At 57.8% G+C, this 22,874-nt stretch carries 21 protein-coding genes and 1 other RNA gene; 16 read left to right on the forward strand and 6 right to left on the reverse strand.

The window, feature by feature from the left end; all coding sequences use genetic code 11:
- The first annotated feature begins 1 nt into the window (after position 1).
- The gene (locus Q8L89_00470; protein ID MDP1707544.1) at positions 2-1,288 is read left to right on the forward strand and encodes a nitrate/nitrite transporter; all 1,287 of its coding nucleotides are present in this window, start codon (positions 2-4) and stop codon (positions 1,286-1,288) included.
- A 6-nt stretch (positions 1,289-1,294) separates the two neighbouring features.
- Positions 1,295-2,971, forward strand: coding sequence for a bifunctional protein-serine/threonine kinase/phosphatase (locus Q8L89_00475; GenBank protein MDP1707545.1), 1,677 nt, complete (start codon positions 1,295-1,297; stop codon positions 2,969-2,971).
- 7 nt (positions 2,972-2,978) lie between these two features.
- On the opposite strand, the gene Q8L89_00480 is transcribed toward Q8L89_00475, so the two are convergent.
- On the reverse strand, positions 2,979-4,190 hold the full coding sequence (locus Q8L89_00480; protein MDP1707546.1) for an NAD(P)/FAD-dependent oxidoreductase: 1,212 nt from the start codon (positions 4,188-4,190) through the stop codon (positions 2,979-2,981).
- Between the two features lie 201 nt (positions 4,191-4,391).
- Entirely contained in the window at positions 4,392-5,399 is a 1,008-nt protein-coding gene (locus Q8L89_00485) for a Fic family protein (protein MDP1707547.1), read from the reverse strand.
- Between the two features lie 486 nt (positions 5,400-5,885).
- Here Q8L89_00485 and Q8L89_00490 point away from each other — a divergent pair, with 486 nt between their 5' ends.
- From Q8L89_00490 to Q8L89_00530, 9 genes are all read left to right on the forward strand, one after another.
- Positions 5,886-8,018, forward strand: a complete 2,133-nt coding sequence (locus tag Q8L89_00490) for a DNA methyltransferase (protein MDP1707548.1) — start codon at positions 5,886-5,888, stop codon at positions 8,016-8,018.
- A 3-nt stretch (positions 8,019-8,021) separates the two neighbouring features.
- A complete protein-coding gene (locus tag Q8L89_00495; GenBank protein MDP1707549.1) occupies positions 8,022-10,604 on the forward strand; it encodes a DEAD/DEAH box helicase family protein in 2,583 nt (860 codons plus the stop codon).
- A 93-nt stretch (positions 10,605-10,697) separates the two neighbouring features.
- The gene (locus Q8L89_00500; protein MDP1707550.1) at positions 10,698-11,582 is read left to right on the forward strand and encodes a nuclease-related domain-containing protein; all 885 of its coding nucleotides are present in this window, start codon (positions 10,698-10,700) and stop codon (positions 11,580-11,582) included.
- Between the two features lie 59 nt (positions 11,583-11,641).
- Positions 11,642-11,902 (forward strand): hypothetical protein, encoded by a 261-nt coding sequence (locus Q8L89_00505; GenBank protein MDP1707551.1) that lies wholly within the window; start codon positions 11,642-11,644, stop codon positions 11,900-11,902.
- 109 nt (positions 11,903-12,011) lie between these two features.
- Entirely contained in the window at positions 12,012-12,224 is a 213-nt protein-coding gene (locus tag Q8L89_00510) for an antitoxin MazE family protein (GenBank protein ID MDP1707552.1), read from the forward strand.
- On the forward strand, positions 12,221-12,544 hold the full coding sequence (locus tag Q8L89_00515) for a type II toxin-antitoxin system PemK/MazF family toxin (GenBank protein ID MDP1707553.1): 324 nt from the start codon (positions 12,221-12,223) through the stop codon (positions 12,542-12,544). The genes Q8L89_00510 and Q8L89_00515 overlap by 4 nt, the downstream gene beginning before the upstream one ends.
- 368 nt (positions 12,545-12,912) lie before the next feature.
- Positions 12,913-13,473, forward strand: a complete 561-nt coding sequence (locus tag Q8L89_00520) for a SprT-like domain-containing protein (protein ID MDP1707554.1) — start codon at positions 12,913-12,915, stop codon at positions 13,471-13,473.
- Positions 13,474-13,552: 79 nt separating this feature from the next.
- Positions 13,553-14,890 carry a YhjD/YihY/BrkB family envelope integrity protein gene (locus Q8L89_00525; protein MDP1707555.1) on the forward strand — a complete coding sequence of 446 codons (1,338 nt, stop codon included), beginning with the start codon at positions 13,553-13,555 and terminating at the stop codon, positions 14,888-14,890.
- A 250-nt stretch (positions 14,891-15,140) separates the two neighbouring features.
- Positions 15,141-17,708, forward strand: coding sequence for a Mur ligase family protein (locus tag Q8L89_00530; GenBank protein ID MDP1707556.1), 2,568 nt, complete (start codon positions 15,141-15,143; stop codon positions 17,706-17,708).
- Between the two features lie 312 nt (positions 17,709-18,020).
- Here the strand turns inward: Q8L89_00530 and Q8L89_00535 are convergent, their stop codons facing one another.
- From Q8L89_00535 to smpB, 3 genes are all read right to left on the reverse strand, one after another.
- Positions 18,021-18,359, reverse strand: a complete 339-nt coding sequence (locus tag Q8L89_00535; GenBank protein ID MDP1707557.1) for a hypothetical protein — start codon at positions 18,357-18,359, stop codon at positions 18,021-18,023.
- Positions 18,360-18,721: 362 nt separating this feature from the next.
- Positions 18,722-19,092, reverse strand: a transfer-messenger RNA (tmRNA) gene (gene ssrA, locus Q8L89_00540).
- Positions 19,093-19,144: 52 nt separating this feature from the next.
- Complete coding sequence (gene smpB, locus Q8L89_00545; protein MDP1707558.1) at positions 19,145-19,624, reverse strand: SsrA-binding protein SmpB; 480 nt, start codon at positions 19,622-19,624, stop codon at positions 19,145-19,147.
- A 75-nt stretch (positions 19,625-19,699) separates the two neighbouring features.
- Between smpB and Q8L89_00550 the strand changes: the two genes are divergently transcribed.
- Positions 19,700-20,137, forward strand: a complete 438-nt coding sequence (locus Q8L89_00550; GenBank protein ID MDP1707559.1) for a type II toxin-antitoxin system RatA family toxin — start codon at positions 19,700-19,702, stop codon at positions 20,135-20,137.
- Positions 20,124-20,459 (forward strand): RnfH family protein, encoded by a 336-nt coding sequence (locus Q8L89_00555; GenBank protein ID MDP1707560.1) that lies wholly within the window; start codon positions 20,124-20,126, stop codon positions 20,457-20,459. Before Q8L89_00550 ends, Q8L89_00555 begins: the two co-directional genes overlap by 14 nt.
- Here the strand turns inward: Q8L89_00555 and Q8L89_00560 are convergent.
- The gene (locus Q8L89_00560) at positions 20,456-20,845 is read right to left on the reverse strand and encodes an outer membrane protein assembly factor BamE (protein MDP1707561.1); all 390 of its coding nucleotides are present in this window, start codon (positions 20,843-20,845) and stop codon (positions 20,456-20,458) included. The genes Q8L89_00555 and Q8L89_00560 overlap by 4 nt on opposite strands.
- 49 nt (positions 20,846-20,894) lie before the next feature.
- On the opposite strand from Q8L89_00560, the gene fur reads away from it, so the two are divergent.
- The 3 genes from fur to Q8L89_00575 are packed head-to-tail and all read left to right on the forward strand — an operon-like array spanning position 20,895 to position 22,859.
- Positions 20,895-21,317 (forward strand): ferric iron uptake transcriptional regulator, encoded by a 423-nt coding sequence (gene fur / locus Q8L89_00565; protein ID MDP1707562.1) that lies wholly within the window; start codon positions 20,895-20,897, stop codon positions 21,315-21,317.
- A 43-nt stretch (positions 21,318-21,360) separates the two neighbouring features.
- The gene (locus tag Q8L89_00570) at positions 21,361-22,272 is read left to right on the forward strand and encodes a L,D-transpeptidase family protein (protein MDP1707563.1); all 912 of its coding nucleotides are present in this window, start codon (positions 21,361-21,363) and stop codon (positions 22,270-22,272) included.
- The gene (locus Q8L89_00575) at positions 22,269-22,859 is read left to right on the forward strand and encodes a DUF882 domain-containing protein (GenBank protein MDP1707564.1); all 591 of its coding nucleotides are present in this window, start codon (positions 22,269-22,271) and stop codon (positions 22,857-22,859) included. Before Q8L89_00570 ends, Q8L89_00575 begins: the two co-directional genes overlap by 4 nt.
- The last annotated feature ends 15 nt before the right edge of the window (positions 22,860-22,874 follow it).

The raw sequence follows: 22,874 nt of genomic DNA on the forward strand, positions 1-22,874 counted from the left end.
CATGAACACTCGAAAATTTCTGCAAACCGGCCACTGGCCGACCTTGCTGTCCGCCTTCCTGTACTTCGATATCAGCTTCATGGTGTGGGTGGTATTGGGGCCGCTCGCCGTCTACCTCACCGCCGATCTCGGCCTCAGCATTGAAGAAAAATTCGGCCTGGTGGCGGTACCGATACTGGCAGGCGCCCTGTTGCGTGTACCCATGGGCCTGCTGGCGGATCATATCGGCCCCAAGCGTGCCGGGCAGTCGGGGCAGATCATCGTGATGCTGGCATTGGTGTGGGCCTGGCTGTTCGGGCTGCACAGCAAATTTGATGTGCAGGTATTCGGCATGTTGCTCGGTTTTGCCGGTGCCAGCTTTGCGGTGGCGATACCGCAGGCCAGCCGCTGGTATCCGCCCGAGTATCAGGGCATCGTGCTCGGCATCGCCGGCGCGGGCAATAGCGGGGTAGTGCTCTCTGCGTTGCTGGTACCCTGGTTCGCCGAGACCTTCGGCTGGCAGAACGTCTTCGGCTTTCTGCTGATTCCGGTGCTGCTGGTATTTATCCTGTACAGCATCCTGGCCAAGGACGCGCCGGACGAGCGCGCCCCGGTGAGCTGGAAAAACTACGGCCTGGTGCTGAGTGACCCTGACACCTGGTGGTTCATGTTTTTCTACTCCATCACCTTCGGCGGATTTGTCGGGCTGGCCAATGCCTTGCCGCTGTATTTCTCCACCTGGTATCACGCCTCAGGCATTGCGGCAGGCATGATGGTGGCCATCGTGGTCGCTGCCGGTTCGATGTTCCGCCCGGTCGGCGGCTGGCTCGCCGATCGCATCGGTGGTATCCGCGCGCTGCAAATACTGTTTGTCGTGGTAGCGCTGGCCTACATCAGTATCGCCTTTATGCCGGAAGGCCCGGTACCGCCGACCCTGGCGACCGTAGAAGGCAAGATGGCGGGCTGGGGCTTGTTTGAGCTGCCTGCCATAGCCTGGCTTGCGGTGCTGATCTTCTTTGTCGGCGCGGTGGCGCTCGGCATGGGCAACGGCTCGGTATTCCAGTTGGTGCCGCTGCGCTTCCGGCGTGAAATGGGCATCGTCACCGGGCTGGTCGGCGCCGCCGGGGGCATAGGGGGCTTCTTTCTCGCCAAGGCGCTCGGCTGGTCGAAAGGTCTGACCGGCGATTTTGCCCTCGGCTTCTGGATCTTTGCGGCGCTGGCCTTGTTTGGTCTGGTGGGCCTGGGCTGGGTGAAGACCCGCTGGCGCACGACCTGGGGTGCCTCCTCGGTCACCACAGCTAAAGTATAATGGCGCATGCCGCTGATACTGGACGCCGGTTTTTCCTCGCTGCAGGGTAAGCGCAGAGCCAATGAAGACAGTTGTCTCGTTATCACACCGAGCACGGGCCAGCATCAGGAATACGGTGCGCTGCTCGCGGTGGCCGATGGCGTAGGCGGTATTCCGGGTGGCGCGCAGGCCTCTGAGTGCGCCGTCAATACGCTGCGTGACGCCTATTACGCCACGCCGGAAACCTGGAACCTGCAACGCGCGCTGACCGACTGCTTTGCCGCCGTCAATCGTGCGGTGCTGCAAGGCGAGCCCAAGGGGCGGGCGACCACGCTCTCGGCACTGGTGCTGCGCTCCCGGCGCTGGACATTCGCGCATGCGGGCGATACCCGCATCTGGCTGTATCGCAATCAGCAGCTCCAGCAGTTGACGACCGATCACAGCCGCTCGCACGTCGATGTGGGCTCTGTCGTCATTCGTGCCTGCGGCCTCGATGTCGTGCTCAACAGCGACAGCGGCAGCGGGGAACTGGTCGAGAGTGATATTTTTCTCATCACCAGCGATGGCGTGCACGAAACCCTGACGCCTCAGGCACTGACGGCACTGCTGCAAAACAGCCCCCACAGCATGCAGGAAATCGCCGAATCCATTACCCGGCAGGCGTTGGCAGAGGGCAGCAACGACAACGTCAGCATCAGTATCGCCCGGGTTGTAAAACTGCCCGCCGAAACCGTGACCGATATCGGCGCCAACGTGACTGCGCTGCCCATGCGTCCGTTGCCCAGGGCCGGTGACGTGGTGGACGGCTTTGTCATCGGCGAGCGCCTGCATCATGGCCGCATGTCCACCCTGTTCGCCGCAGAGGACAGCGAAAACCAGCAGGCCGTGGCGCTCAAGTTTCCCAACCCGCGCTATGCCGAGGATGCCGCGTTTGTGGACTACTTCATGCGCGAGGAGTGGATAGGGCGGCGCATCGACAGTCCCTACATCGTAAAAATCCTCCCGGTGCCGCCGGGGCGGCGCAGTGCATTGTATTCGGTGATGATGCTGCACAAAGGTGAAACACTGGCCGCGCGCATCAAACGCAAGAGCGGCCTCAGCGTCACCGACGCCTTGAGTATCGCGCAACAGATGCTCACCGGTCTCGATCACCTGCACCGCAAGGGCGTGATTCACCGCGACATCAAGCCCGAGAATATCCTGATCGATGAAAACCAGCAGGTGCGCCTGCTCGACCTCGGCGTCAGCCGCATCGAGCGGGTGGACAGCCCGACATCGGCCGCACCCATCGGCACGCCCAGCTACATGGCCCCGGAGCTGATCGCCGGTCACGATGCCGACGAGCGCGCCGACGTCTATTCCGCCGCCGTCACCCTCTACGAAATGCTCACCGGGAAATTTCCCTACGGCGAGATCGAGCCGTTCACCCACCCCAGCTACAGCCGCTTTACGCCCCCCGAGCGCTATAACCCCGATATCCCGGCCTGGCTGTCAGACGTGCTGCGGCAGGCCTGTACACCCGACCCCACCCAGCGCTACCCGCACGCGGCCGATTTTGCTGTCGCCTTGTCACAGCCACGTCAGCCCCGCACCGCACAGCGCAAACCGCCGTTGCTGCAACGCATCCGGCCCGAGCACTGGAAAACGCTGTTTGTCATCTCGCTGCTGTTGAATCTGCTGCTGCTGTTTGTGTTGTTGCAATAGCTGCCGCTCAGACAGTCTGCCCCGCCACCCAGCCCGACGACCAGGCCCACTGAAAGTTATAGCCGCCCAGCCAGCCAGTCACGTCCACCACTTCACCAATAAAATACAGCCCCGGCGCCGCGGTGGCCTCCATGGTCTTGGAGGAAAGCGCATGGGTATCCACCCCACCCAGTGTGACCTCGGCCTTGGCATAGCCCAGCGTGCCCGCAGGCAACAGCGTCCAATGCTTGAGTGCCTGCGCCATGGCGTCGAGCTCGCGCCTGGAGCATTCATTCAGGGGTTTTTCCCAGCCGAGCAGGGCACACCATTCCTGCGCGAAGCGGCGCGGCAGGCGTTCGGCGAGCAGCGTGTGTAACAGCACCTTGCTGTGGCGGTGTTCTGCCAGCCAGGCGGCGGCATCAGTGCCGGGCAACAGGTCGATGGTGATCGGCTGTTTCTTGATATCGCGCATCTCCCGATAGTCCTGCATCTGCCAGTAACTTGAAATCTGCAAAATGGCTGGGCCGGAAAGCCCGCGATGCGTGATGAGCACGTTCTCGTGGAATTGCACACTGTCACAACGTGTGACGGCCTCAAACGCCACTCCGGAAAGCGGCTGCAACGGCGTGAGCACCTCTGGCGCGAGGGCGAGCGGCACCAAGGCAGGCTTGGGCGGCACGATGCGCAGACCAAACTGTTCGGCAATCTTGTAGCCGAAAGGCGTAGCGCCCAGCTTCGGCACCGCGAGGCCGCCGCAGGCAATCACCAGCGACCGGCAGTGGAAGCCGCCACGGCTGGTGGCGAGCGCAAAGCGCATGCCGTCGTCACTTGTGATGGGTTCGATGCACTGCACCGCGCATGGAAGCATCCACTGTACGCCACCCGCGTCGCACTCGGCCTTGAGCATAGCGATAATGGCCTGCGCCGAATCATCGCAGAAAAGCTGGCCGTGCTCGCGCTCGTGATACGCGATGCGATAACGCTCCACCAGTGCAATAAAGTCACGCTGCGAATAGCGGGCGAGCGCCGAGCGGCAGAAATGCGGATTCTGCGAGAGGAAATTCTCCGCGCTGACGTTGCGGTTGGTGAAATTGCAGCGCCCGCCGCCGGAAATGCGGATGCGCTCGCCGAGTTTCTCCACGTGATCAATCAGCAACACCCGCCGCCCACGGGCCCCGGCCTGGGCAGCGCACATCATGCCGGCGGCACCGGCACCAATTACAATCACATCAAAGCGCATGGGGTAGGTGTCTAAGCGTCGGAGGTTTCAGGCCGTTGTTAAACGGTAGGGCAGGGCGATCGCACCCCAAACCGTGGACGATGGCCAAGGATCAGATTATGACCCACTGCTGACGAAGATGCTTCCGGCAACCGGAAAACACCTTACCAATCTCTTCTGGCCTGCCGAGAGCGATGTATGCAGCGCGTGTTTCGGCTTCGTTCATGAGTTTTTCAAGACATACCGGCCGGTCTTGTTTCCGCCGACCTTCTCAACCACGCCCGCATCCAGCAGCGGGCGCAGTAAATCCATCGCACCCTGACGGGATACTCTCAATTTCCCCCATATCTCTGCGGGTGCCATACCGCCATGATCGCGCAGCAGATGCAGAAGCTGTTCTTGCCGCGGGCGCAAAACAAGTTTCTGCACAGATTTTACCTGTAAGGTTTGTATTCGCAGCCATACCCGCTCCAAAGTTTCCCGCAGGCCCGCTGCACAGTATTCCAGCCAGGCACTCATATCATCACCAGCCTCGCGCACACCTTGCAGCGCGGCGTAGTATTTTGGCCGATCTTCCCAGTAATGTTCGTCTACCGAAAAAATGTGATGCGTATCAAAACCGCGCCGGTATAACTCCCACAAAGCGAGCGCACGACCGGTACGACCGTTGCCGTCAGCGAACGGATGTATGGCCTCGAAGCGGTAATGCAGAATCGCCGAGCTGAGAATCGGAGAGAGGTTTTTAGCAGCCGTGTTCCACCACTCCAGCAACTCGAACATCAGGCCCGAAACGGCATTCGCCGGAGGAGGGCGATACTGGCCAACCCTGACGGCGATCATCCGGTATTTTCCGGCCTCGCCTTGATCCATGACCTCCCCGGCCAGTATCCGGTGCAACTGCAGAATATCCGCGTGCCCAATTTTTCTTTTGACAGCATTCTTTTCCACATAGCGCAGCCCGGCAAAATAGTTCAGCACCTCCCGCTTGGAGCGTGCGTCCGACCCGGAAAGCGCGCGCCCTTCCTCGAGGGCGCGCACCTGTTCGAGAGTCAGTGGATTCCCTTCGATAGCCGTCGAGGCATGCACGTTGCGTGTGCGGGTATCTTTCTGGAGCGCAGGTATCCACGCAATATCCACTACGGCACTTTGAATACGCTCGCGCAGCGCCGCAATCTGCTCAACTTCGGCAAGCAGGGCAGGGGTGATGGTGAACTGAGGAATATAAACCATGAAAAAAGACTAATTCATAGTCAAGTATAAGTCAAGTCATGTGTCAAGCCGCCACCCTGCTGATCACAGAGGGCGTGCTGCAGATGTTTAATTCAAAAGGTTCCGCTTGCGCACATCATGCCGGCAGCGCCGGCGCCAATCACGATCACATCAAAGCGCATGGGGTAAGCGTCCATGAGTCGGAGGTTTCAGGCCGTTGTTAAACGGCAGGGCAGGGTAGCCGCAGGCGTGCCTGGGCGCGGATTCCGGCCCGAGGCCCGTTCAATGCCGGAAAATACCCTGAAATAAGCCTCCATTATAATTGTGGCTGGGCAGAATTACGCTACAATCGCTTGAAATCAGGCTAAAAATGACAAAAGAATCAAAGCCAAGGGGAGTCCTAAGCACATGCTGAAACAAACAGGCGGGTCGGTTTGCTATGCCGCTAGTGGCAGGGTGCAGGAAGCGACCACCATCGTCTACACCTTTCACCGCTGAGGATATCCAGTGTCACGGCTTACAGATCTCATTGCCCAAGCCAAGGCTAAGGACCCGCAGATGGGGGCAGACCTGGAGCGCGAGTACAAGGTGCTGTCTTCGCGCTTGTCTTTTGGCCTGAATTTCGAGCGTCACCGCCCGGAGGCCGTGGAACTGCCGCAGCGCACCATCCGCAAAGGCGACAAGGTACGCGTGCTGCCGGAGCGCGGCTCAACCAAGAAGGGCGACCAGCGGCTTTGGCAGGTGAAGGCCATCCACAAGACCGGTAACGGCAAGGTGGCTGAGCTGGAACTGCTGGGCGCGGAAGAAGCGCAGACGCAGACTGTGGCGCTGGATGACTTGGTGGTCGTAGCCGAATTCCGCGACATCATCTATCCGGGCCTGGTCAGTACCGGCAAGGTGCAGCGAGGTGGTGACAAGCCATTTCACACGGTCATCAATGGCGAGAACTACCACGTCTTGAAGGCGTTGACTTATACGCACCGTGGCAAGGTGGATGCCATCTATATTGACCCGCCGTACAACACGGGGGCGAAGGACTGGAAATACAACAACGATTACGTCGAGGGAGATGATCTGTACCGGCACAGCAAATGGCTGGCCTTTATGGAACGTCGTTTGCTGCTTGCAAAAGAATTACTAAATCCATCTGATTCGGTGCTCATTTGCACCATTGACGAGGATGAAGCCCATCGTTTGGCGCTTCTTCTGGAGCAAGTGTTCCAGGGAAATCGTATCCAGATGATAACAACAGTTATCAATCCAAAAGGGGCTTCTTTAGGAGGTGACTTCTCTCGCGTGGAAGAGCATTTATTTGTCATTTATTTCGGTGCGCGAGTTGTTGCTGAAGTAAGAGATATGCTTGATGAAGGCAAGAACGAAGCCGCCAGCCAAAGCGTGAAATGGTCGAGCTTGATTCGCGGGGGGGCGCAGGGCGTAAGGACAGATAGTCCAGGTGCTTTCTACCCGGTGTTTATCGACTGTGAAAATTCTAGGATTCACTCTTTCGGCGAGGCTCTACCGTGGGAACAATCAAGGGAATCCGTTAAAGCACCGAAAGGCACTGTGTCAGTGTGGCCTCCAAACCACCCCAGCGGCGTTGAAGGGCGTTGGGGGATAGGCCCAGATAAGGCAAAGGAACTTTTGTTAAAGGGCGCATTGCGGCTTGGCAATATCGATACCGAATCAGGGAAGTTCCCTTTGTCCTATCTTTCTTCGGGGATCATGGCCAGCGTTGAATCAGGTGAGATCGAAACCGTAGGAAGAAAGCCAGATGGAACGTTGATCGTTCGCTATCCGGAAAACACGAAAGTTACGCAACCAAAGACTGTATGGAAGATGGCCTCCCACAATGCTGGTGAGTATGGGAGCAAGCTGGTCTTTGAGATGTTACCCAAGCGGAAATTCCCATTTCCGAAAGCCCTGTATGCCGTTGAAGATGCACTGAGATTTTTTGTCGCAAAGAAACCTGATGCAATCGTTCTGGACTTCTTCGCTGGGTCTGGAACCACTGCGCACGCAGTCATGCGCCTGAATCGGCAGCATGGCGGCAATCGCCAGTGTATTTCCGTCACCAACAACGAAGTCGCTGCAGCCGAACAAGATGCGTTACGCAAGAAAGGCTTACGACCTGGTGATGCCGAATGGGAACAACACGGCATTTGCGACTACATCACAAAGCCACGCGTGCAAGCTGCGATCACTGGAAAAACTCCCGATGGCGAATCTATCAAGGGTGCCTACAAGTTCACCGATGAATTTCCAATGGCTGAAGGCTTCGAGGAAAACGCCGAATTCTTTACCCTGACCTATGAAACTCCAGTTTCCGTCAACCACAATCGTGCATTTTCCCGTATTGCGCCGCTGCTGTGGCTGCGCGCAGGGAGTCGAGGGCGGCGCATCGACAAACTACCGCCAGCCGGTTGGCAAGTGGTAGATGCCTATGGTTTGCTGGTAGATGTGGATCGTGCCACGCCGTTCATTAAATCGGTGAGCAAAGCCAAAGGCCTGTGCATAGCCTTTATCGTCACCGACGATGACCGCCGATTTCAGGCCATAGCGCGTCGCCTGCCGGATGGCGTAGAGCCGATACGCTTGTACGAGTCGTATTTAACCAATTTCAGTTTTTCCAACGGGGAATAGCGGATGAAATTCACGCTTAAGGATTATCAGGCTGATGCAGTGCGTGAAGCCTTGTCCAGATTGAAGAAAGCCCGTAAACGCTGGCACGAGGATGCGGACAAGCACGCCTTTTCACTGACCGCCGTGACTGGCTCAGGTAAGACGGTAATGGCTGCTGCCGCTTTCGAGGCGCTTTTCCACGGGGATGACGAGTACGAATTTGATGCCGACCCCGGCGCGGTCGTGATCTGGTTCAGTGATGACCCCTCCTTGAACGAGCAGACCCGTTTCCGCCTGATGGAAGCTTCTGACCGTATCCGCCATACGGATATGGTGGTGGTGGAAAACACCTTTAATCGGGCCAAGTTTGAGGCCAAGAAAATCTATTTTCTGAATACACAGAAACTGGGGAAGAACAGCCTGCTGGTGCGTGGCTTCGAAGGTGAGGGCGATGGTGGCCTGTTTCCGGAAACCCGCCCCGATCTCAGATCGCACACGATCTGGGACACGATTCGCAACACCATCGAAGACCCGGAGTTGACCCTGTATCTGGTGCTGGATGAGGCGCATCGAGGCATGGGTAATCTCACCAATGCCGCACAAAGAGACAAAAGTACTATCGTCCAGCGACTCATCAATGGCGTCAGCGGCGTACCGGGCATCCCGGTGGTGTGGGGTATTTCGGCCACGGTGGAGCGCTTCAGAAAGGCTATGGAAGGTGCGCAAAATCGTATCACCCTGCCAGATGTGGTGGTGGACTCGGCCAGGGTGCAGGAGTCGGGCCTCATCAAGGACACCATCATCCTCGACATCCCTGATGATGTCGGTGATTTCGATACCGTACTAGTGCGCCGTGCGACCGATAAACTGAAAGCATCGACCGATGCCTGGGCCGAGTACGCCAAGCAGCAGGATGAAGCGCATACCGTCATTCCGCTGATGGTGCTGCAAGTGCCCAACACACCCGATCCGAACGACATTGGCCGCGCCTTGGACACTATTTATCAGCAATGGCCTGAGTTGCCAAGTGGTAGCGTGGCGCATGTGTTGGGTGATCACACTACCCAGCAGTTCGGCAATCGCAACGTGCCTTACATTTCGCCGGAGCACGTGCAGGATTCAACTTGGGTACGTGTGCTGATTGCGAAGGACGCCATCAGCACGGGCTGGGACTGCCCGCGTGCTGAAGTAATGGTGTCTTTTCGCGCGGCGGTAGATCGTACCCATATTACCCAATTATTGGGCCGTATGGTGCGCTCGCCCTTGGCGCGCCGCATCCCCGGCAATGACCGCCTCAATTCTGTTGACTGCCTGTTGCCGAAATTCAATGTCCAGACAGTTGAAGATGTCGTCGATGCATTGATGAGGGGTGACGATACCCTGCCACCGCCCAGCGGACGTGTGCTTATCAATCCGGAGGAAATGAAGCCCAATCCTGCGGCCTCGCAGGCTGTATGGGATAAGTTCGAATCACTGCCATCGCAGACCCGCCCACAACGTGGCGCCAAACCAGCCAAGCGCTTGACCGCACTGGCGCATGAGCTGGCCTCTGATGATATTCTGCCTGGCGCTGGCAAGTTAGCCCATGCCGAAATGCACAAGGTACTCGATGCTGCACAGAAGAACCACAAGGCGCATATTGAAGCCAAGCGTAAAGCCGTGATGACGGTTGACGGCCAGACTATAGTGGCCGACCTTCAGAGCAGGACCAAGACCTTCAACCAGTTTCTTGAAGACGCCGACATGGCGGTAATTGATGACGCTTACCGCCGTGCTGCCCGCATCTTCAGCCCCGACATTTCCCGTACCTACGTCGATTTCCTCGCTTACAGGGTTGCAGACCCGGATGATGCGGATGAATTCGAGGAAGCGCTTGTCGACGCGCGGGTTTCCACTGCTGCTCTTGGCCTGGTGACGGAAGTGCAACCCTATTTTGATGCCGAGGCGGACAAGCTGGCCAAGGCTTGGCTGGAGAAATACAGCGCAGTCATTAAGGGCTTATCGCACGATCGGCAGGAGTCTTATCGCCAGATCAGGGAGATGAGTACCGAACCACAGGATGTTGATCTGGTTAAGCCGGAGGCTAAGTTCGAGCTAACAAAGGCACGTGTGAATGACATTGAAGCGGCGCTTCCGACCTACAAGAGCCATCTGCTTTGTGATGTGCAGGGCAATTACCCTGCAGAACTGAATACTTGGGAAGTGGAAGTCATTAAGAACGAGATGAAGCGAAAAGACTTCAGCTTCTGGTATCGTAATCCGCAACAGCCGGGGCAATCATCGCTCGGCATTGCTTACCTCTCTGGTGAGCAATATGGCATTCTTCGCCCGGACTTCATCTTCTTCGCTACGCAAGCGGATGGAACGCTAGTGGCTGACATCGTTGACCCGCACAGCCTCCATTTGGCCGATGCACTCCCCAAGCTGCAAGGGCTTGCCTTGTACGCCGAGGCGCACGCCAAGGTTTACCGCCGTATCGTATCTGTTGCAGAGGCGTTGGGAAAGCTACGCGTGCTTGATTTGACTAACGAAGATGTACGCAAAGGCATTGCCGCTGCGAAGGATGCGGCAAGTCTCTTTGCTGGAGGATTAGCGAGAGATTACTGATCTTACTAGCATCTATGGGACTGTAATATTTTGGGTAATATCCTGTAAAGCAACATCACTCGTATTGGGTTAATTGCTCGGAGAAAATGACTCATGGAAAAGTATGCAGCCACCTTGGTTACGTCCGTAGTCTTCATAATCCCACTCCTGGTAGCCGCCGCATGCCTGCAAATTTGGCATTGGTATCGGAAGCGAAAGCCCCGTCGTTCCCCTTTGACGCGAGCATTATTACGAAGCCCCGGCGAATCATTACGCCAGCAGATTGACGACTTAACATGGGATATCGCGGCGTGGCTGGCCGTCTTGATGGCGATGCCCTTGCTGTTCTACGCAATGTATCTTTCCCAGCTCTATCTGGCGGGTGTTCGCGCATCACCTTGGATATATGGCATTGTCGCTATCGTCGCGTTTTTCGTGTGTTTGTATAAACTTATCACTATCGGGAACAGGCGCCGTTACCTGAGGCAAGGGCTGGATGGCGAGCTTGCAACCGGGCAGGAGCTTACGGAGCTGCTTAAAGATGGCATGTCAGTTTTCCATGATGTTCAGTGTGAGCGATTCAATATTGACCATGTTGTCATCGGATCGGCTGGCGTGTTTGCTGTGGAAACCAAGGCTCGTGCGAAGCTTCAAACAGACCGCGGCAAAGCGGGTGCAGGCGTCAAGGTGGATGGCGATAAGTTACTGTTCCCCAACTGGACGGAAACACGCTGGGTAGAACAGGCGCGGCGACAGGCGCAATGGTTGGCGAACTGGCTGAAAGACGCCACGGGTGAGCGGATAGACGTAAAAGCTGTCTTGGCGTTGCCTGGCTGGTATGTTGAGGTTACGAAGCCGAGCGATGTCTTCGTGTTTAATCCGCGCAATCCGCGACTCCTCACTCATGCAGGTAAATCGCCTCTATCTGAAGATCAAGTGCGCCATATTACATCGGCTCTGGAGCATCACTGTCGTGACGTTAAGGCGCAAGAAGTTTAAGCGTGCTTGAAGAGACTCGAGGGCTGTGATCAAGTCTTGCATCAACTTAACCAAACAACATGCAAGATAAAATTCGCTACGAGTTGACACCTGCCCTCACCCTGGCCCTCTCCCAGAGGGAGAGGGGATTAAAAGGGATAATGGCCGGGCGCAAGATTCCTGCTGCGTGGGTGGAGCGGGTCTTACTGAATCCAGAGCGGACGGAACCGGACAAAGTCGACCCCGAATTGCGCCATGCCCTTGGCGGCATCACCGAGCATGATAAGCACAAGCAGGGATCAGGCCTTACATTTGACATGGATATAAATGGTAAGGCCTGATCCCTGTGTTTCTTTGCAGACAGAAAGGAAGTTCACCAAATATCCGTTGCATGTAACAAAAAAGCTGGTTACCATGCGTTTCATGTAACGGTGCGTATTGGAGGTAGTTATGAGGTCAAACATATCGGCGCGGGTGCAGAAGCATCGTGCGGCATTGCGGGAAGCCGGGTTGCGCCCGGTGCAGATTTGGGTGCCGGATACGCGACGCGCGGGCTTCGCCGAGGAGTGCCGCCGCCAGTCGCGGTTGTTGCAAGGCGATGCGCATGAACGGGAAACCGCCGATTGGCTGGAGGCGGCAGCCGACCGCGAAGGCTGGCAATGAGGCGTGGCGATCTGGTGACGGTAGCCTTGCAGGGTGATCTCGGCAAGCCGTGCCCGGCACTGGTAATCCAGTCCGATCTGTTCGATATACATCCTTCCGTAACGATTTTGCCAGTGACTGGTGAGTTGCGCGACGCACCGCTATTTCGCATTTCCGTAAATCCGAATGAACTGAACGGCCTGACCAAGCCTTCGCAGGTGATGGTGGATAAGCCACAATCGGTCGCGCGCGAAAAAGTCGGTGCGGTGATTGGCCGTCTGGACGATGAGGCGATGCTGGCGGTGAATCGGGCGCTGGCGGTTTTTCTGGGATTTGCCTGACCATAGGACCGGTCTATTGGGATGAGCCACGAGCCTTGCAACCAGTTGAAAAAATAGAAGGGGGCAAAGATATGCCCGGTGCATTTTCTCATAGGGTAGCTGCCGATCGAGCGAAACAAGCAGCAGAATCCAAAGGCCTTCATTTGGTTACGCGAAGCACGCTTAAATATCCTCAATGGTTACAGACATGTGATGCGCGGGGTCGTGATGCGCGGGGTCGGGTCTTGCATCAACACATTCGACGTCCTGCACGACGATGGGGCTCTTCGGAGTCCCGTGTTGTTTGCGGGGATTATCGAGCGGAGCATTGCGTCGTCGTGACCAGTTCGATTCCCACGCATCGGCAAGCCAAAACTGCATAGGCCAACGTGATCCTGCAACCAGAACAAGTCACTGACGGCGACGAAACGCCCCTCACCGCCTCACGGCAACAGCACGTTGTTGACCGTACGCATACGTGCATTCTGCAAGCCGCTGCGCTGTATCAGCGCCAGTTTTCCTTTATTCCAATACGGTTTGATCTCAGCGGGGTAGCGGCGGGGCAGTTCCGCTGGCAGGGGCTGTGGCGGCCGTGTGTGATTCGGTATAACCCCTGGGTGTTCGCGGCCGATTTTGAGCATCACCTCACCAACACCGTGGCACATGAAGTGGCGCATTATCTGGTGCATCGTCTGTATGGCGCCCGCACCCGACCCCATGGCCCGGAATGGAAGCAGGTGATGCGGGCGCTCGGCGTGATCCCGAAGGCCACCGGACACTACAGCCTCAGCGGCGTGCCGGTACGGCGGCAGCAGCGCCACAGTTACCGCTGCGCCTGTCGCACGCACCAGCTATCCAGCACGCTGCACAAGCGCCAGCAGCAGGGCAGGCGCTATGCCTGCAAGCTCTGCCGTGCGCCGCTGGCATTTAGCGGCGAGCCGGGTCGCTGACATCCCGCCATACGGCGCCGGGCTGGCGATGCCCGTAAGAGTCTGCGTATGATGTAGCCTGAACCAGCGAGGGCAGGGCATGCAACGGCTGACAGATCTCAAGACGAATTTCCAGCACCTGGTATGGGGCGAGGCGCTGAGCGCGCTTACGCCCTGGCGTGCGCGGCTGGTGCGCATGCTGCGCCTGTTCTCTGCCGTGGTTCGCGATCTGGGCGAGGGCCAGCTCACGCTGCGCGCCATGAGTCTGGTGTACACCACGCTGTTGTCACTGGTGCCGCTGCTGGCCTTGTCGTTTTCAGTGTTAAAGGCCTTCGGGGTGCACAACCAGATTCGCCCGACACTGCTGGCCTTTCTCGCCCCGCTGGGTGACAAGGGGGCGGAGATCACCGAGCAGATGCTCGGGTTTGTCAGCAATATCCAGGTCGGCGTACTCGGCGCCATCGGCCTCGGGTTGTTGCTGTACACCGTAACCGCCTTGCTGCAGAAGATCGAGCTTACGTTTAATTACGTCTGGCGGGTCAAGCACCTGCGGCCTTTGTCGCAGCGCTTCAGCCAGTATCTGAGCGTACTCACCGTCGGCCCGTTGCTGGTGTTCTCGGCGCTCGGTATCACCGCAGCGCTCATGAACTCAGGGGTGATGCAGACACTGCTTGCCATCGAACCCTTTGGCACGCTGATCGAAATTACGGCGCGACTGCTGCCTTACCTGCTGGTGATCGCGGCCTTTGCCATGCTCTATCTGTTGATGCCCAATACCCGTGTACGTTTCAGCGCGGCACTGACCGGCGCTACCGTCGCCGGCGTGCTGTGGCAGAGCCTTGGCTGGGGCTTCGCCGTCTTTATCAGTACCTCGACCCAATACACGGCGATTTATGCCAGTTTTGCGATTGTGATCGTGTCGATGATCTGGCTTTATCTCAACTGGTTGATTGTGCTCATCGGCGCCAGTATCGCCTTTTACGCCCAGTATCCCGCCCAACTCACCACGCGTGAGCGCGAGGCGGTCCTCAGTAACCGGGTGAAGGAAAAGCTGGCGCTGCTGATCATGACGCTGATCGGCCGTCACTTCCACACCCAGCAGCCCGCATGGTCGCAGGAAGGGCTGGCAAGCAGGCTTAATGTGCCTTTGGTCCCGGTGGGTACTCTCCTCACGGCACTCACGCGCCGGGGCCTGCTGACCGAGACCGCGCAGGTGCCGCCGTGCTATTTGCCCGCACGGGCGCTGGAGACGGTGACGCTGCGTGAATTGCTTGAGACGGTGCGCAGCAGTGGCGAGGAAACACAGCTGGTGACCGATGGCCTGCCGCATGAACCAGCGGTTGATGCCGTGATTGCGCGCATCGACACCGCGATCGACGATGCTCTCGGCAAGCAAACCCTGCGCGAGCTTACTGGCACTGGCGAGATTAAGGTCTGACAAGAGGGTGATAAAAATAAATAAGCCAAGACCAGTGATCCTGGCCTTAATGGGAGAAGATAGAAATGCAGGACTAGTTATGCCAAAACAGCCCCCTATTTTTTGGCCATGATTTGCATCGGCGCATGCTTATAGCCACCCAAATACCATAAGATTTTCATAGAAGAATAAAACACGCATGTTAAGAATCTTGCACCACCATTTTCTTCGCGGCCCTAATCTCATATGCCCTGCATCGGGGCTGTTACTGGTGGTTGATTACGACGCTAAAGGAGCAGAATCGCTTGCCTGGCGGCCTGCTGCGTCTGATCTTGCCCCCACCCTCTGGTTGCTGCGTGAGGCTTTTCCGGTTGTATCGGAGTCGATAGAGCTTTCATCACCTGACTATATCTGTAAATCGAAGGTACCCATCGTAGCGCTGGTGCTGGCGACTGCCGAAATCATCATGCGTGATTTTTGTACGCAGCCGCGCCTGGGTCGCCTGCTGGTTTCCGATGAAAGGCAGATGCGCTTTTTTCTGCCTTGCGATGAACCTGCTATTGGGATGGCGGCGTGGACTCTATCAATGGAGGTTGCCCAAGTCATCCCATCGTTCTCAGAGCTCAACCAAAGCCAGCTTCTCGCACACCTCAAAGCGCATTACCGAGATGCACGTCAGACTGCATATCATTTCGGCCTGAACCAATCGACGCTGGCGCTGGCAAGGTCGGCGCTCCAGCGCGGTATTCCGCACTATCGAATCAACATACCCGGCCAGCTTCTTCAGTTGGGGCAAGGACGGTACCGCAAGCGCGTGATGGAAACGGCGACAGATAATACCAGCAACGTTGCAGTTATAATTTCCAGGGACAAATTCAAGACGGCTTCCTTGCTGCGCGCTCAAGGCATGCCAACTCCCCACACGCAATTGGTGTCTACCACTGAGGAAGCGCTGCAGGCGGCGAAGCAGCTGGGGTTTCCCGTTGTGGTCAAACCCAAGGCTTCTGGCAAAGGCAAGGGAGTCACTGTAAATATCACCAATGAAGCGGAGTTAATGACTGCCATTCGGGCCGCAGCGGTGTACAAAAGTGGCATCATAGTTGAACGATACATCAAGGGTGATGACCACCGGCTGCTCGTGGTCGCCGGGCGCTTGATTGCTGCTGCGAAACGCCTTCCGGCGGAAATCACCGGTGATGGCCAGCACACCGTAAGCCAATTGGTTGCAGAACTTAACCGCGATCCGCGTCGGGGCGTGGCACCCTTTGAGCGTTTGCTCGAAAAAGTCGATATCGACCAGGAAGTCATGAAATTCCTGGCTGATGCCGGGCTGACACCTGATTCTATCCCGGCTGCGGGACTGAGTATCCGCCTCAGGGGTGTGGCGAATTTAGCGCGCGGCGGGACAGCCATTGATGTCACCGAGCATATCCATCCGGATAACCGCCTGTTGGCGGAACGAGCTGCCCGGCTGATTGGGCTGAACGTGACGGGTATCGATTTTCTCACGCCGGATATCAGCCAGTCCTGGCGCGATATTCCCTGCGCCATTCTGGAGGTCAACGCGACACCGGGGCTGCGGCCACACATGGCCTCCAATCCCCGGCGCGATGTAGTGGGGCCCATCGTGGAGCATCTTTTTCCTGCGCGCTCGGATGGCAGGGTGCCTACCGCAGGCATTACTGGTAGCGTCGGCAAGACGACTACATGCAGGATGGTCGCCAGCATACTGTCCGCATCGGGAAAGTGTGTGGCGCTCTCGACCACACAAGGGGCTTGGGTGGGTGAAGATACCATCAGGCTCGGGGATGCCGCAGGAGGAGGCATCGCAAGCACCCTGCTGTTTGACCCCCGCGTCGAAGCAGGTGTTTTCGAATTATCGCGTGGCGGGCTTATCAAGAAAGGGATGACGCTCGATGCGTTGGACGTGGGTGCGGTGCTGAATGTTTATGACAATCATATTGGTCTGGATGGTGCCAGAAGCCGGGAAGACCTGGCCCGCGTCAAGCGGCTTGTGGTTGAAAGAGCGCGCAGGCTGGCGGTGTTGAACGCCGATGACCCCCTGTGCCTGGCCATGCGCGAGTTCGTTACTGCGCCCACGTTGTGTCTGGTGAGCGCGGTTTCAGAGAATCCGGCAGTACAGACCCATCAAGAGGCGGGAGGGGTGGTCGCTTATCTTGATGGGTCGGGTGCAAGCTGCGAACTGAGATTGTACGAAGGGCAGCACTGCGTCGGCAGCATGCCCGGTGCTGAGATTCCTGCTGCCTGGGGCGGACGATATCGCCCAGGCATGATCAACGCATTATTTGCCATGGCGATTGCGCATGGAACCGGGGCCGCGTTTGACGCCATCCGGGCCGCACTCGGCAGCTTCCAATCCACTCACGCCACCAACCCTGGGCGGATGAATTTTGTCGAAAACCTGCCTTATCAAGTCTGTATCACTTGGGCTGATGGGCCTGTGGCAATGAGAGAGTTGGCCCACTTTATTAACGGGCTGAAGGTTTCAGGGGAAAAGCGCCTGATGCTCTGTGCGATGGGCAATCGCCCGGATTCGTTCATAGTGGACACGGCAACAGTGGTTGCCGGTGCTTTCACAGAGTATATCTGTTCCGATTGGGAGGATTTGCGTGGACGGCCGGCCGGGGAGGCGGCTGGATTGCTTGCGCGGGGCCTGCGGGAAGTCGGGGTGACTGACGAGCACATTAATCTTGCAGCCTCCCATGACGAGGCGCTCGATCTGGCCTTGGCGCGCTCGTCAGCGGATGACCTGCTCGTCATGGTGACTTTCAGCGGGGTAAAAGCCTGGCAAAAGGCGCAAGCCCTTGCCAGCGGCTAACCCGATCCAGCGCTGATAAACAAAAAGAAAGCCAAGGGGGTTGCCCCTTGGCTTTTTTAGGTTGTCTCTGCAGTTTGATTGCGCGCCGGCCCTCAACAAGCGCGGCGGAACAAGTCTCCGGCGCGCCCACGGCCTCGGCGCAGCGTTATCCCTCCGCTCCGGGACGCCACAGCCTCCCTCCGGTCTCCGTCAAACACAACGGTTCCAGCGGCGCGATGGGCTGGCGGCTGCTACGTTCTCGCCACGCCCGAGTCTACCGCGGACTACTCGCCCTCGCTTCGCTCGCCTTGGCTCGCAGCGTGAGAGATCGCCTTATTGTGATGCTCTCAGGATCTCGACATTGTCCACTGCATGGGGTGGAACCGGCGGGATATGGTAGATCTCCGCCTGGGACTCCACATAGTCTGCAATTTGCTCATCCGTGAGCTTGAGCAGCATGTCTCTTTTGCACATCCAATGGTCGCGTACATGGTCCATAATTTCACTGTAGAGATTAGGATCCCATTGCGGCTCTCCCCCCATGATAAGGATCGGGTTGAGTCGCATATCCAGTGCATGATAAATGCGATTGAGGTTGTCCGCAGCCAGCTGATTCTCGCCATCCCACTTGCACACGGTGCTGGCGTTAACAAGATAATTGCTGAGGTTCATAGTCAGTCCCTCCTAACACGATGATCAGGTAATGGGTCTGCGCGACGGCGAACCCATTACATGCTGGATTGCCCATATTGCCCGATTGTACGATCGGGTATTTACACCACTAAACTACGCCGTAGTCTGGTTCGTTGCAAGATCCTTCAATTTCCATTGTAATTCTCACCTGAAACAGTCATCAGCATGCCCCTTGACCACCGGAGGCTATGGAGCGGCAGTGCGGGGTAGGCAACTGGAGCCTCGACGACTGTTGGTATATTCCAATGGAACGGGTGGGAGGGGTTCGGACAAGAAAAAACCCGCAAGCCTTTGGGAATGCGGGTTTGGTGGACTTTCTTGGACTGCTTTGGACGATCTAATGGTGGAGGCGGCGGGAATCGAACCCGCGTCCGCAAATCCGCTACCGTTGGTTCTACATGCGTAGCCTGGTCTTTGGGTTTAGCCGGCTGTTACCCGACAGGCAGGGAACACAGCAAGCGAGTCCAGTAAGGATTTAGCGCATTGACCCTGGACGAGCCGCAGCGCGATCTTGTGAGAGTCGACCCCTGAATGCCCTTGCGGACGCTGAACGCACAAGCACGGCTCCAGTCAGAGGTTAGCGGGGATTAAGCCGCTAAGGCGTAGTTGTCGTCGTTGGCAACTATGTTTTTTGCAGTTTGATTTACGAGGTGAACTGCACCTCGGCATGCCCCTCGGGTTTTGTAATCCGCGTCGAAGCCAGGTCGCCCCCATGGAGATACAACAATAGACAGTATAGCGCAACCGGAGTTCCCAAGGCAGCCTTAGCGCGATTTGAGCAGGCGCTGCTTTTCGCGCCCCCAGTCACGGTCGCGCTCGACGTCGCGCTTGTCGTGCTCCTGCTTGCCCTTGGCGAGGCTGATTTCGAGTTTGGCGCGGCCTTTCTTCCAGTAGATGGACAGGGGCACCAGGGTGTAGCCCTTGCGTTCGACCGCACCGATGAGTTTCTTGATCTCATCGGCATGCAGCAGCAGTTTGCGGGTACGCAACGGGTCGGGGTGGATATGGGTGGAGGCGGTGGGCAGCGGCGAGATGTGGGCGCCGAACAGCCAGGCCTCGCCGTCTTTCAGCAGCACATAGCTCTCCTTCAGCTGGATGCGCCCGGCGCGCAGGCTTTTGACCTCCCAGCCCTCCAGGGCAAGGCCGGCCTCAAAGCGATCTTCGAGAAAATATTCGTGGCGCGCCTTTTTGTTCAGCGCAATATTGCGGCTGGTGGAGTGTGCGGATGCCTTAGCCTGGGCCATGCGCCAGTATAACAGGCCCGATCTGGCAGGGTTGGACCCCTTCAGCCGCTGTCTGGCGTATAATTCTTCCGCATTGTGACCACGATCAGCAAAAGCGCGCTTGTGCCTTACTCGGCAGCGGAGATGTATGCCCTGGTGGATGATATCGAGTCGTATCAGGCATTTCTGCCCTGGTGTACGTCATCGTGCGTGCGGTCGCGCACAGCGGAGGAGGTGCGCGGAGTGCTGGAATTGACGCATAGCGGCCTGCACAAGTGCTTCACGACCTGTAACCGTTTGCAAAAAAACAAGATGATCGAAATACGACTGGTGGAGGGTCCGTTCCGCCATCTGGAGGGCTTCTGGCGCTTTGAGTCGCTGGCGGAAAACGCCTGCAAGGTGCGGCTGGATATGGACTTCGAGTTCAGCAACAAGCTGGTGGCGCTGGCCTTTGGTCCGGTGTTCAATCACGTGGCCAACACGCTGGTGGATGCCTTCTGTCAGCGTGCGGTAGAGGTGTATGGAAGACGCTGACGCGGCACCGGCACCGATACCGTTAATCAAGGTCGAGGTGGCCTACGCCCGCCCTGACGTGCAGGTGATTGTACCGGTGGAGGTGGTGCCCGGATCAACCATCGAGCAGGCGATTCATGCCTCGCTGATACTTGAGCGCTTTCCCGAGATCGATCTGGCGCACAGCCGGGTGGCGGTGTTCGGCAAGCTGAGCAAGCTCGATCATGTGCTGCGCGCCGGTGAGCGGGCGGAGATCCTGCGGCCTCTGATCGCAGACCCGAAGCAGGTGCGAAAACGTCGTGCGGCGGAAGCAGCGGCCCCGGCCGCCGAGGACAAGGGCTAGGATTCTGGCGCTGCCGGCTCGCCCTGTGCAGGCGCCACATCACCCTCGATGCGGATCAGCTGGTCATTTTCAAAAAAGAGTGCCAGTCGCCGTTGCTGGCGGTCTTGGCCTCCCTTCTGGATGCTGTAGACATAATCCCAGCGGTCCTGGTGAAACACGTCGATCAGCAGCGGCGTGCCCAGCGCAAAGCGCACCTGATTCTTGCTCATGCCGTGCTTGAGCTTTTCGACCATCTCCTGGGTGATGACATTGCCCTGCTGAATATCGATCTTGTAGGCCCCGGGAATGCTGACCGAGGAGCAGCCGGCCAAAATCAGGCTTGCGCACAGTACTGTAGTAATGAGAAGCTTTTGCATCAGGGCTGGCGTAAACATGGTGTCGCGCATGATACTCCAACTACCGTCTTGATGAAATGCCGCTATGGCAGGGGGAACCATGGAAGCTCACGATTTAAAAAAGGCCGGACTCAAGGCCACCTTACCGCGCATCAAGATACTCGAAATGCTGGAAGGCAGTGAAACGCGTCACATGAGCGCGGAAGACGTCTATAAAACCCTGCTTGAAGGCGGCGAGGATGTGGGACTGGCCACGGTGTATCGCGTGCTGACCCAGTTTGAATCTGCCGGGTTGGTGTCGCGCCATCACTTTGAGGGTGGTCACTCGATGTTTGAGCTCAATGAAGGCAAGCACCACGACCACATCCTGTGCGTCAAATGCGGCAAGGTGGAAGAGTTTGTCGATGAGGTGATCGAGGAACGTCAGCGCGCAATCGCCAAGAAGAAGGGTTTTTCGATGACCGATCACGCACTCCACATCTACGGTGTGTGCAGCAACTGCCAGCACAAGAGAAAAGCGTAACAGTCCTATCCCGGCTGCAGCATCACGGATCCCGGCTATCTCCATGCGACATGTAGGCTTGTGCCTGTTACTGCTGGCTTGTTCAGCGGCGCAAACTGCTGCGGCTTCGGAAACCGCTGCCCTGGCGACACGGATGGTGGGCGGCGAGACCGACTATACGGTGCAGGCGGGCGATACGCTCAGCAGTATCGGTGCCCGTTTTGGAACCGAGGTGGCGGGCATTGCGCGCCTGAATGGCCTGTCGGCGACTGCACACCTCAAGCCCGGTGATACGCTGAAAATTGACAACCGCCACATCGTGCCGGAATCACTCGAGACGGGCATACTCATCAACGTGCCCCAGCGCATGCTGTACTACTTTCAGTCCGGCCAGCTGGCCGCGCATTATCCGGTGGGGTTGGGCAGGCCGGACTGGGAGACCCCGCGCGGCAGCTTTACGGTGCTGGTAAGGGAGGAAAACCCGACCTGGGACGTGCCGGTCTCGATTCAGGAGGAGATGCGGCGCGAAGGCAAGGAGGTCGTCACCCGCGTACCGCCGGGGCCGGATAATCCACTCGGGCACTACTGGCTGGGACTGAGCCTGCCTGGCATCGGCATCCACGGCACTATCGCCCCCAGCAGTGTCTACAAGTTTCGCAGCCACGGCTGTATCCGCCTGCATGCAGATGATATTGCTGAACTTTTCCCGCGCATCGGCGCGCAGGAGACGGGCAAAATCATCTATCTGCCGGTGTTGCTCGCGCAACTGGCGGATGGCCGCATCATGCTCGAGGTGCATCGCGATGTTTACAAGCGGGGGGGTAATCCGTTAAAAAGGGCGCAGGATTTGGCTGCACAGGCCGGCATTACCGACCTGATCGACTGGGAACAGGTCTTGCAGGCGATTAAGGACAAGGCAGGCCTGGCGCGCGCAGTGCATCTGCGCACCGCCGGGACAGAGGAGACCGAACAATGAGAGAGTGGATCAAAAAAAGCGCACCCGTGCGTGCGCCAAACGTGCTCGATATGCGCCGTCGGCAGTTTCTGAAGTTGGGCGCATTGGCCGGTATCGCCGGTCTGGCGCCTTTTGCTGTCGAAGCGAAACCAGACGCAGGCATGGTGGAGCGCCGCCTGTCTTTTTATAACACCCACACGGGTGAGCGGTTGAGCACGTTGTATCGCGTGCACGATGCCTATATTCCGCAGGCGCTGACCGAGATCAACCACATCCTGCGCGATCACCGCAATGACGAGATTTGCAGCATGGATGAACGCTTGCTCGATCTGCTGCACAACATCCAGACCACATTGCGCACCGATGAGCCCTTGCATGTAATCTCAGGCTTCCGCTCACAGGAAAGCAATGCCATGCTGGCGAAACGCGGCAACGGTGTAGCCAAGCGCAGCCTGCACCTGCAGGGCGAGGCCATCGACATCCGCGTGCCAGGACGTGACCTCGCACAGGTGCGTAAAGTCGCACTGGCGTTGCAAGGCGGTGGCGTCGGCTATTATCCGCGCTCCGACTTCGTGCATGTGGATGTTGGGCGTGTGCGGTATTGGTAAATAATGGCGGCGTGC

The sequence above is a fragment of the Gammaproteobacteria bacterium genome (genome assembly GCA_030680605.1).
GTDB lineage: Bacteria > Pseudomonadota > Gammaproteobacteria > SURF-13 > SURF-13 > JAQBXX01.

Bases quoted from the DNA above. Each gene is read 5' to 3' on its own strand.
- Q8L89_00470 (MDP1707544.1), top strand. From the start codon at position 2: ATGAACACTCGAAAATTTCTGCAAACCGGCCACTGGCCGACCTTGCTG.
- Q8L89_00475 (MDP1707545.1), top strand. From the start codon at position 1,295: ATGCCGCTGATACTGGACGCCGGTTTTTCCTCGCTGCAGGGTAAGCGC.
- Q8L89_00480 (MDP1707546.1), bottom strand. From the start codon at position 4,190: ATGCGCTTTGATGTGATTGTAATTGGTGCCGGTGCCGCCGGCATGATG.
- Q8L89_00485 (MDP1707547.1), bottom strand. From the start codon at position 5,399: ATGGTTTATATTCCTCAGTTCACCATCACCCCTGCCCTGCTTGCCGAA.
- Q8L89_00495 (MDP1707549.1), top strand. From the start codon at position 8,022: ATGAAATTCACGCTTAAGGATTATCAGGCTGATGCAGTGCGTGAAGCC.
- Q8L89_00500 (MDP1707550.1), top strand. From the start codon at position 10,698: ATGGAAAAGTATGCAGCCACCTTGGTTACGTCCGTAGTCTTCATAATC.
- Q8L89_00505 (MDP1707551.1), top strand. From the start codon at position 11,642: ATGCAAGATAAAATTCGCTACGAGTTGACACCTGCCCTCACCCTGGCC.
- Q8L89_00510 (MDP1707552.1), top strand. From the start codon at position 12,012: ATGAGGTCAAACATATCGGCGCGGGTGCAGAAGCATCGTGCGGCATTG.
- Q8L89_00515 (MDP1707553.1), top strand. From the start codon at position 12,221: ATGAGGCGTGGCGATCTGGTGACGGTAGCCTTGCAGGGTGATCTCGGC.
- Q8L89_00525 (MDP1707555.1), top strand. From the start codon at position 13,553: ATGCAACGGCTGACAGATCTCAAGACGAATTTCCAGCACCTGGTATGG.
- Q8L89_00535 (MDP1707557.1), bottom strand. From the start codon at position 18,359: ATGAACCTCAGCAATTATCTTGTTAACGCCAGCACCGTGTGCAAGTGG.
- smpB (MDP1707558.1), bottom strand. From the start codon at position 19,624: ATGGCCCAGGCTAAGGCATCCGCACACTCCACCAGCCGCAATATTGCG.
- Q8L89_00555 (MDP1707560.1), top strand. From the start codon at position 20,124: ATGGAAGACGCTGACGCGGCACCGGCACCGATACCGTTAATCAAGGTC.
- Q8L89_00560 (MDP1707561.1), bottom strand. From the start codon at position 20,845: ATGCGCGACACCATGTTTACGCCAGCCCTGATGCAAAAGCTTCTCATT.
- fur (MDP1707562.1), top strand. From the start codon at position 20,895: ATGGAAGCTCACGATTTAAAAAAGGCCGGACTCAAGGCCACCTTACCG.
- Q8L89_00570 (MDP1707563.1), top strand. From the start codon at position 21,361: ATGCGACATGTAGGCTTGTGCCTGTTACTGCTGGCTTGTTCAGCGGCG.
- Q8L89_00575 (MDP1707564.1), top strand. From the start codon at position 22,269: ATGAGAGAGTGGATCAAAAAAAGCGCACCCGTGCGTGCGCCAAACGTG.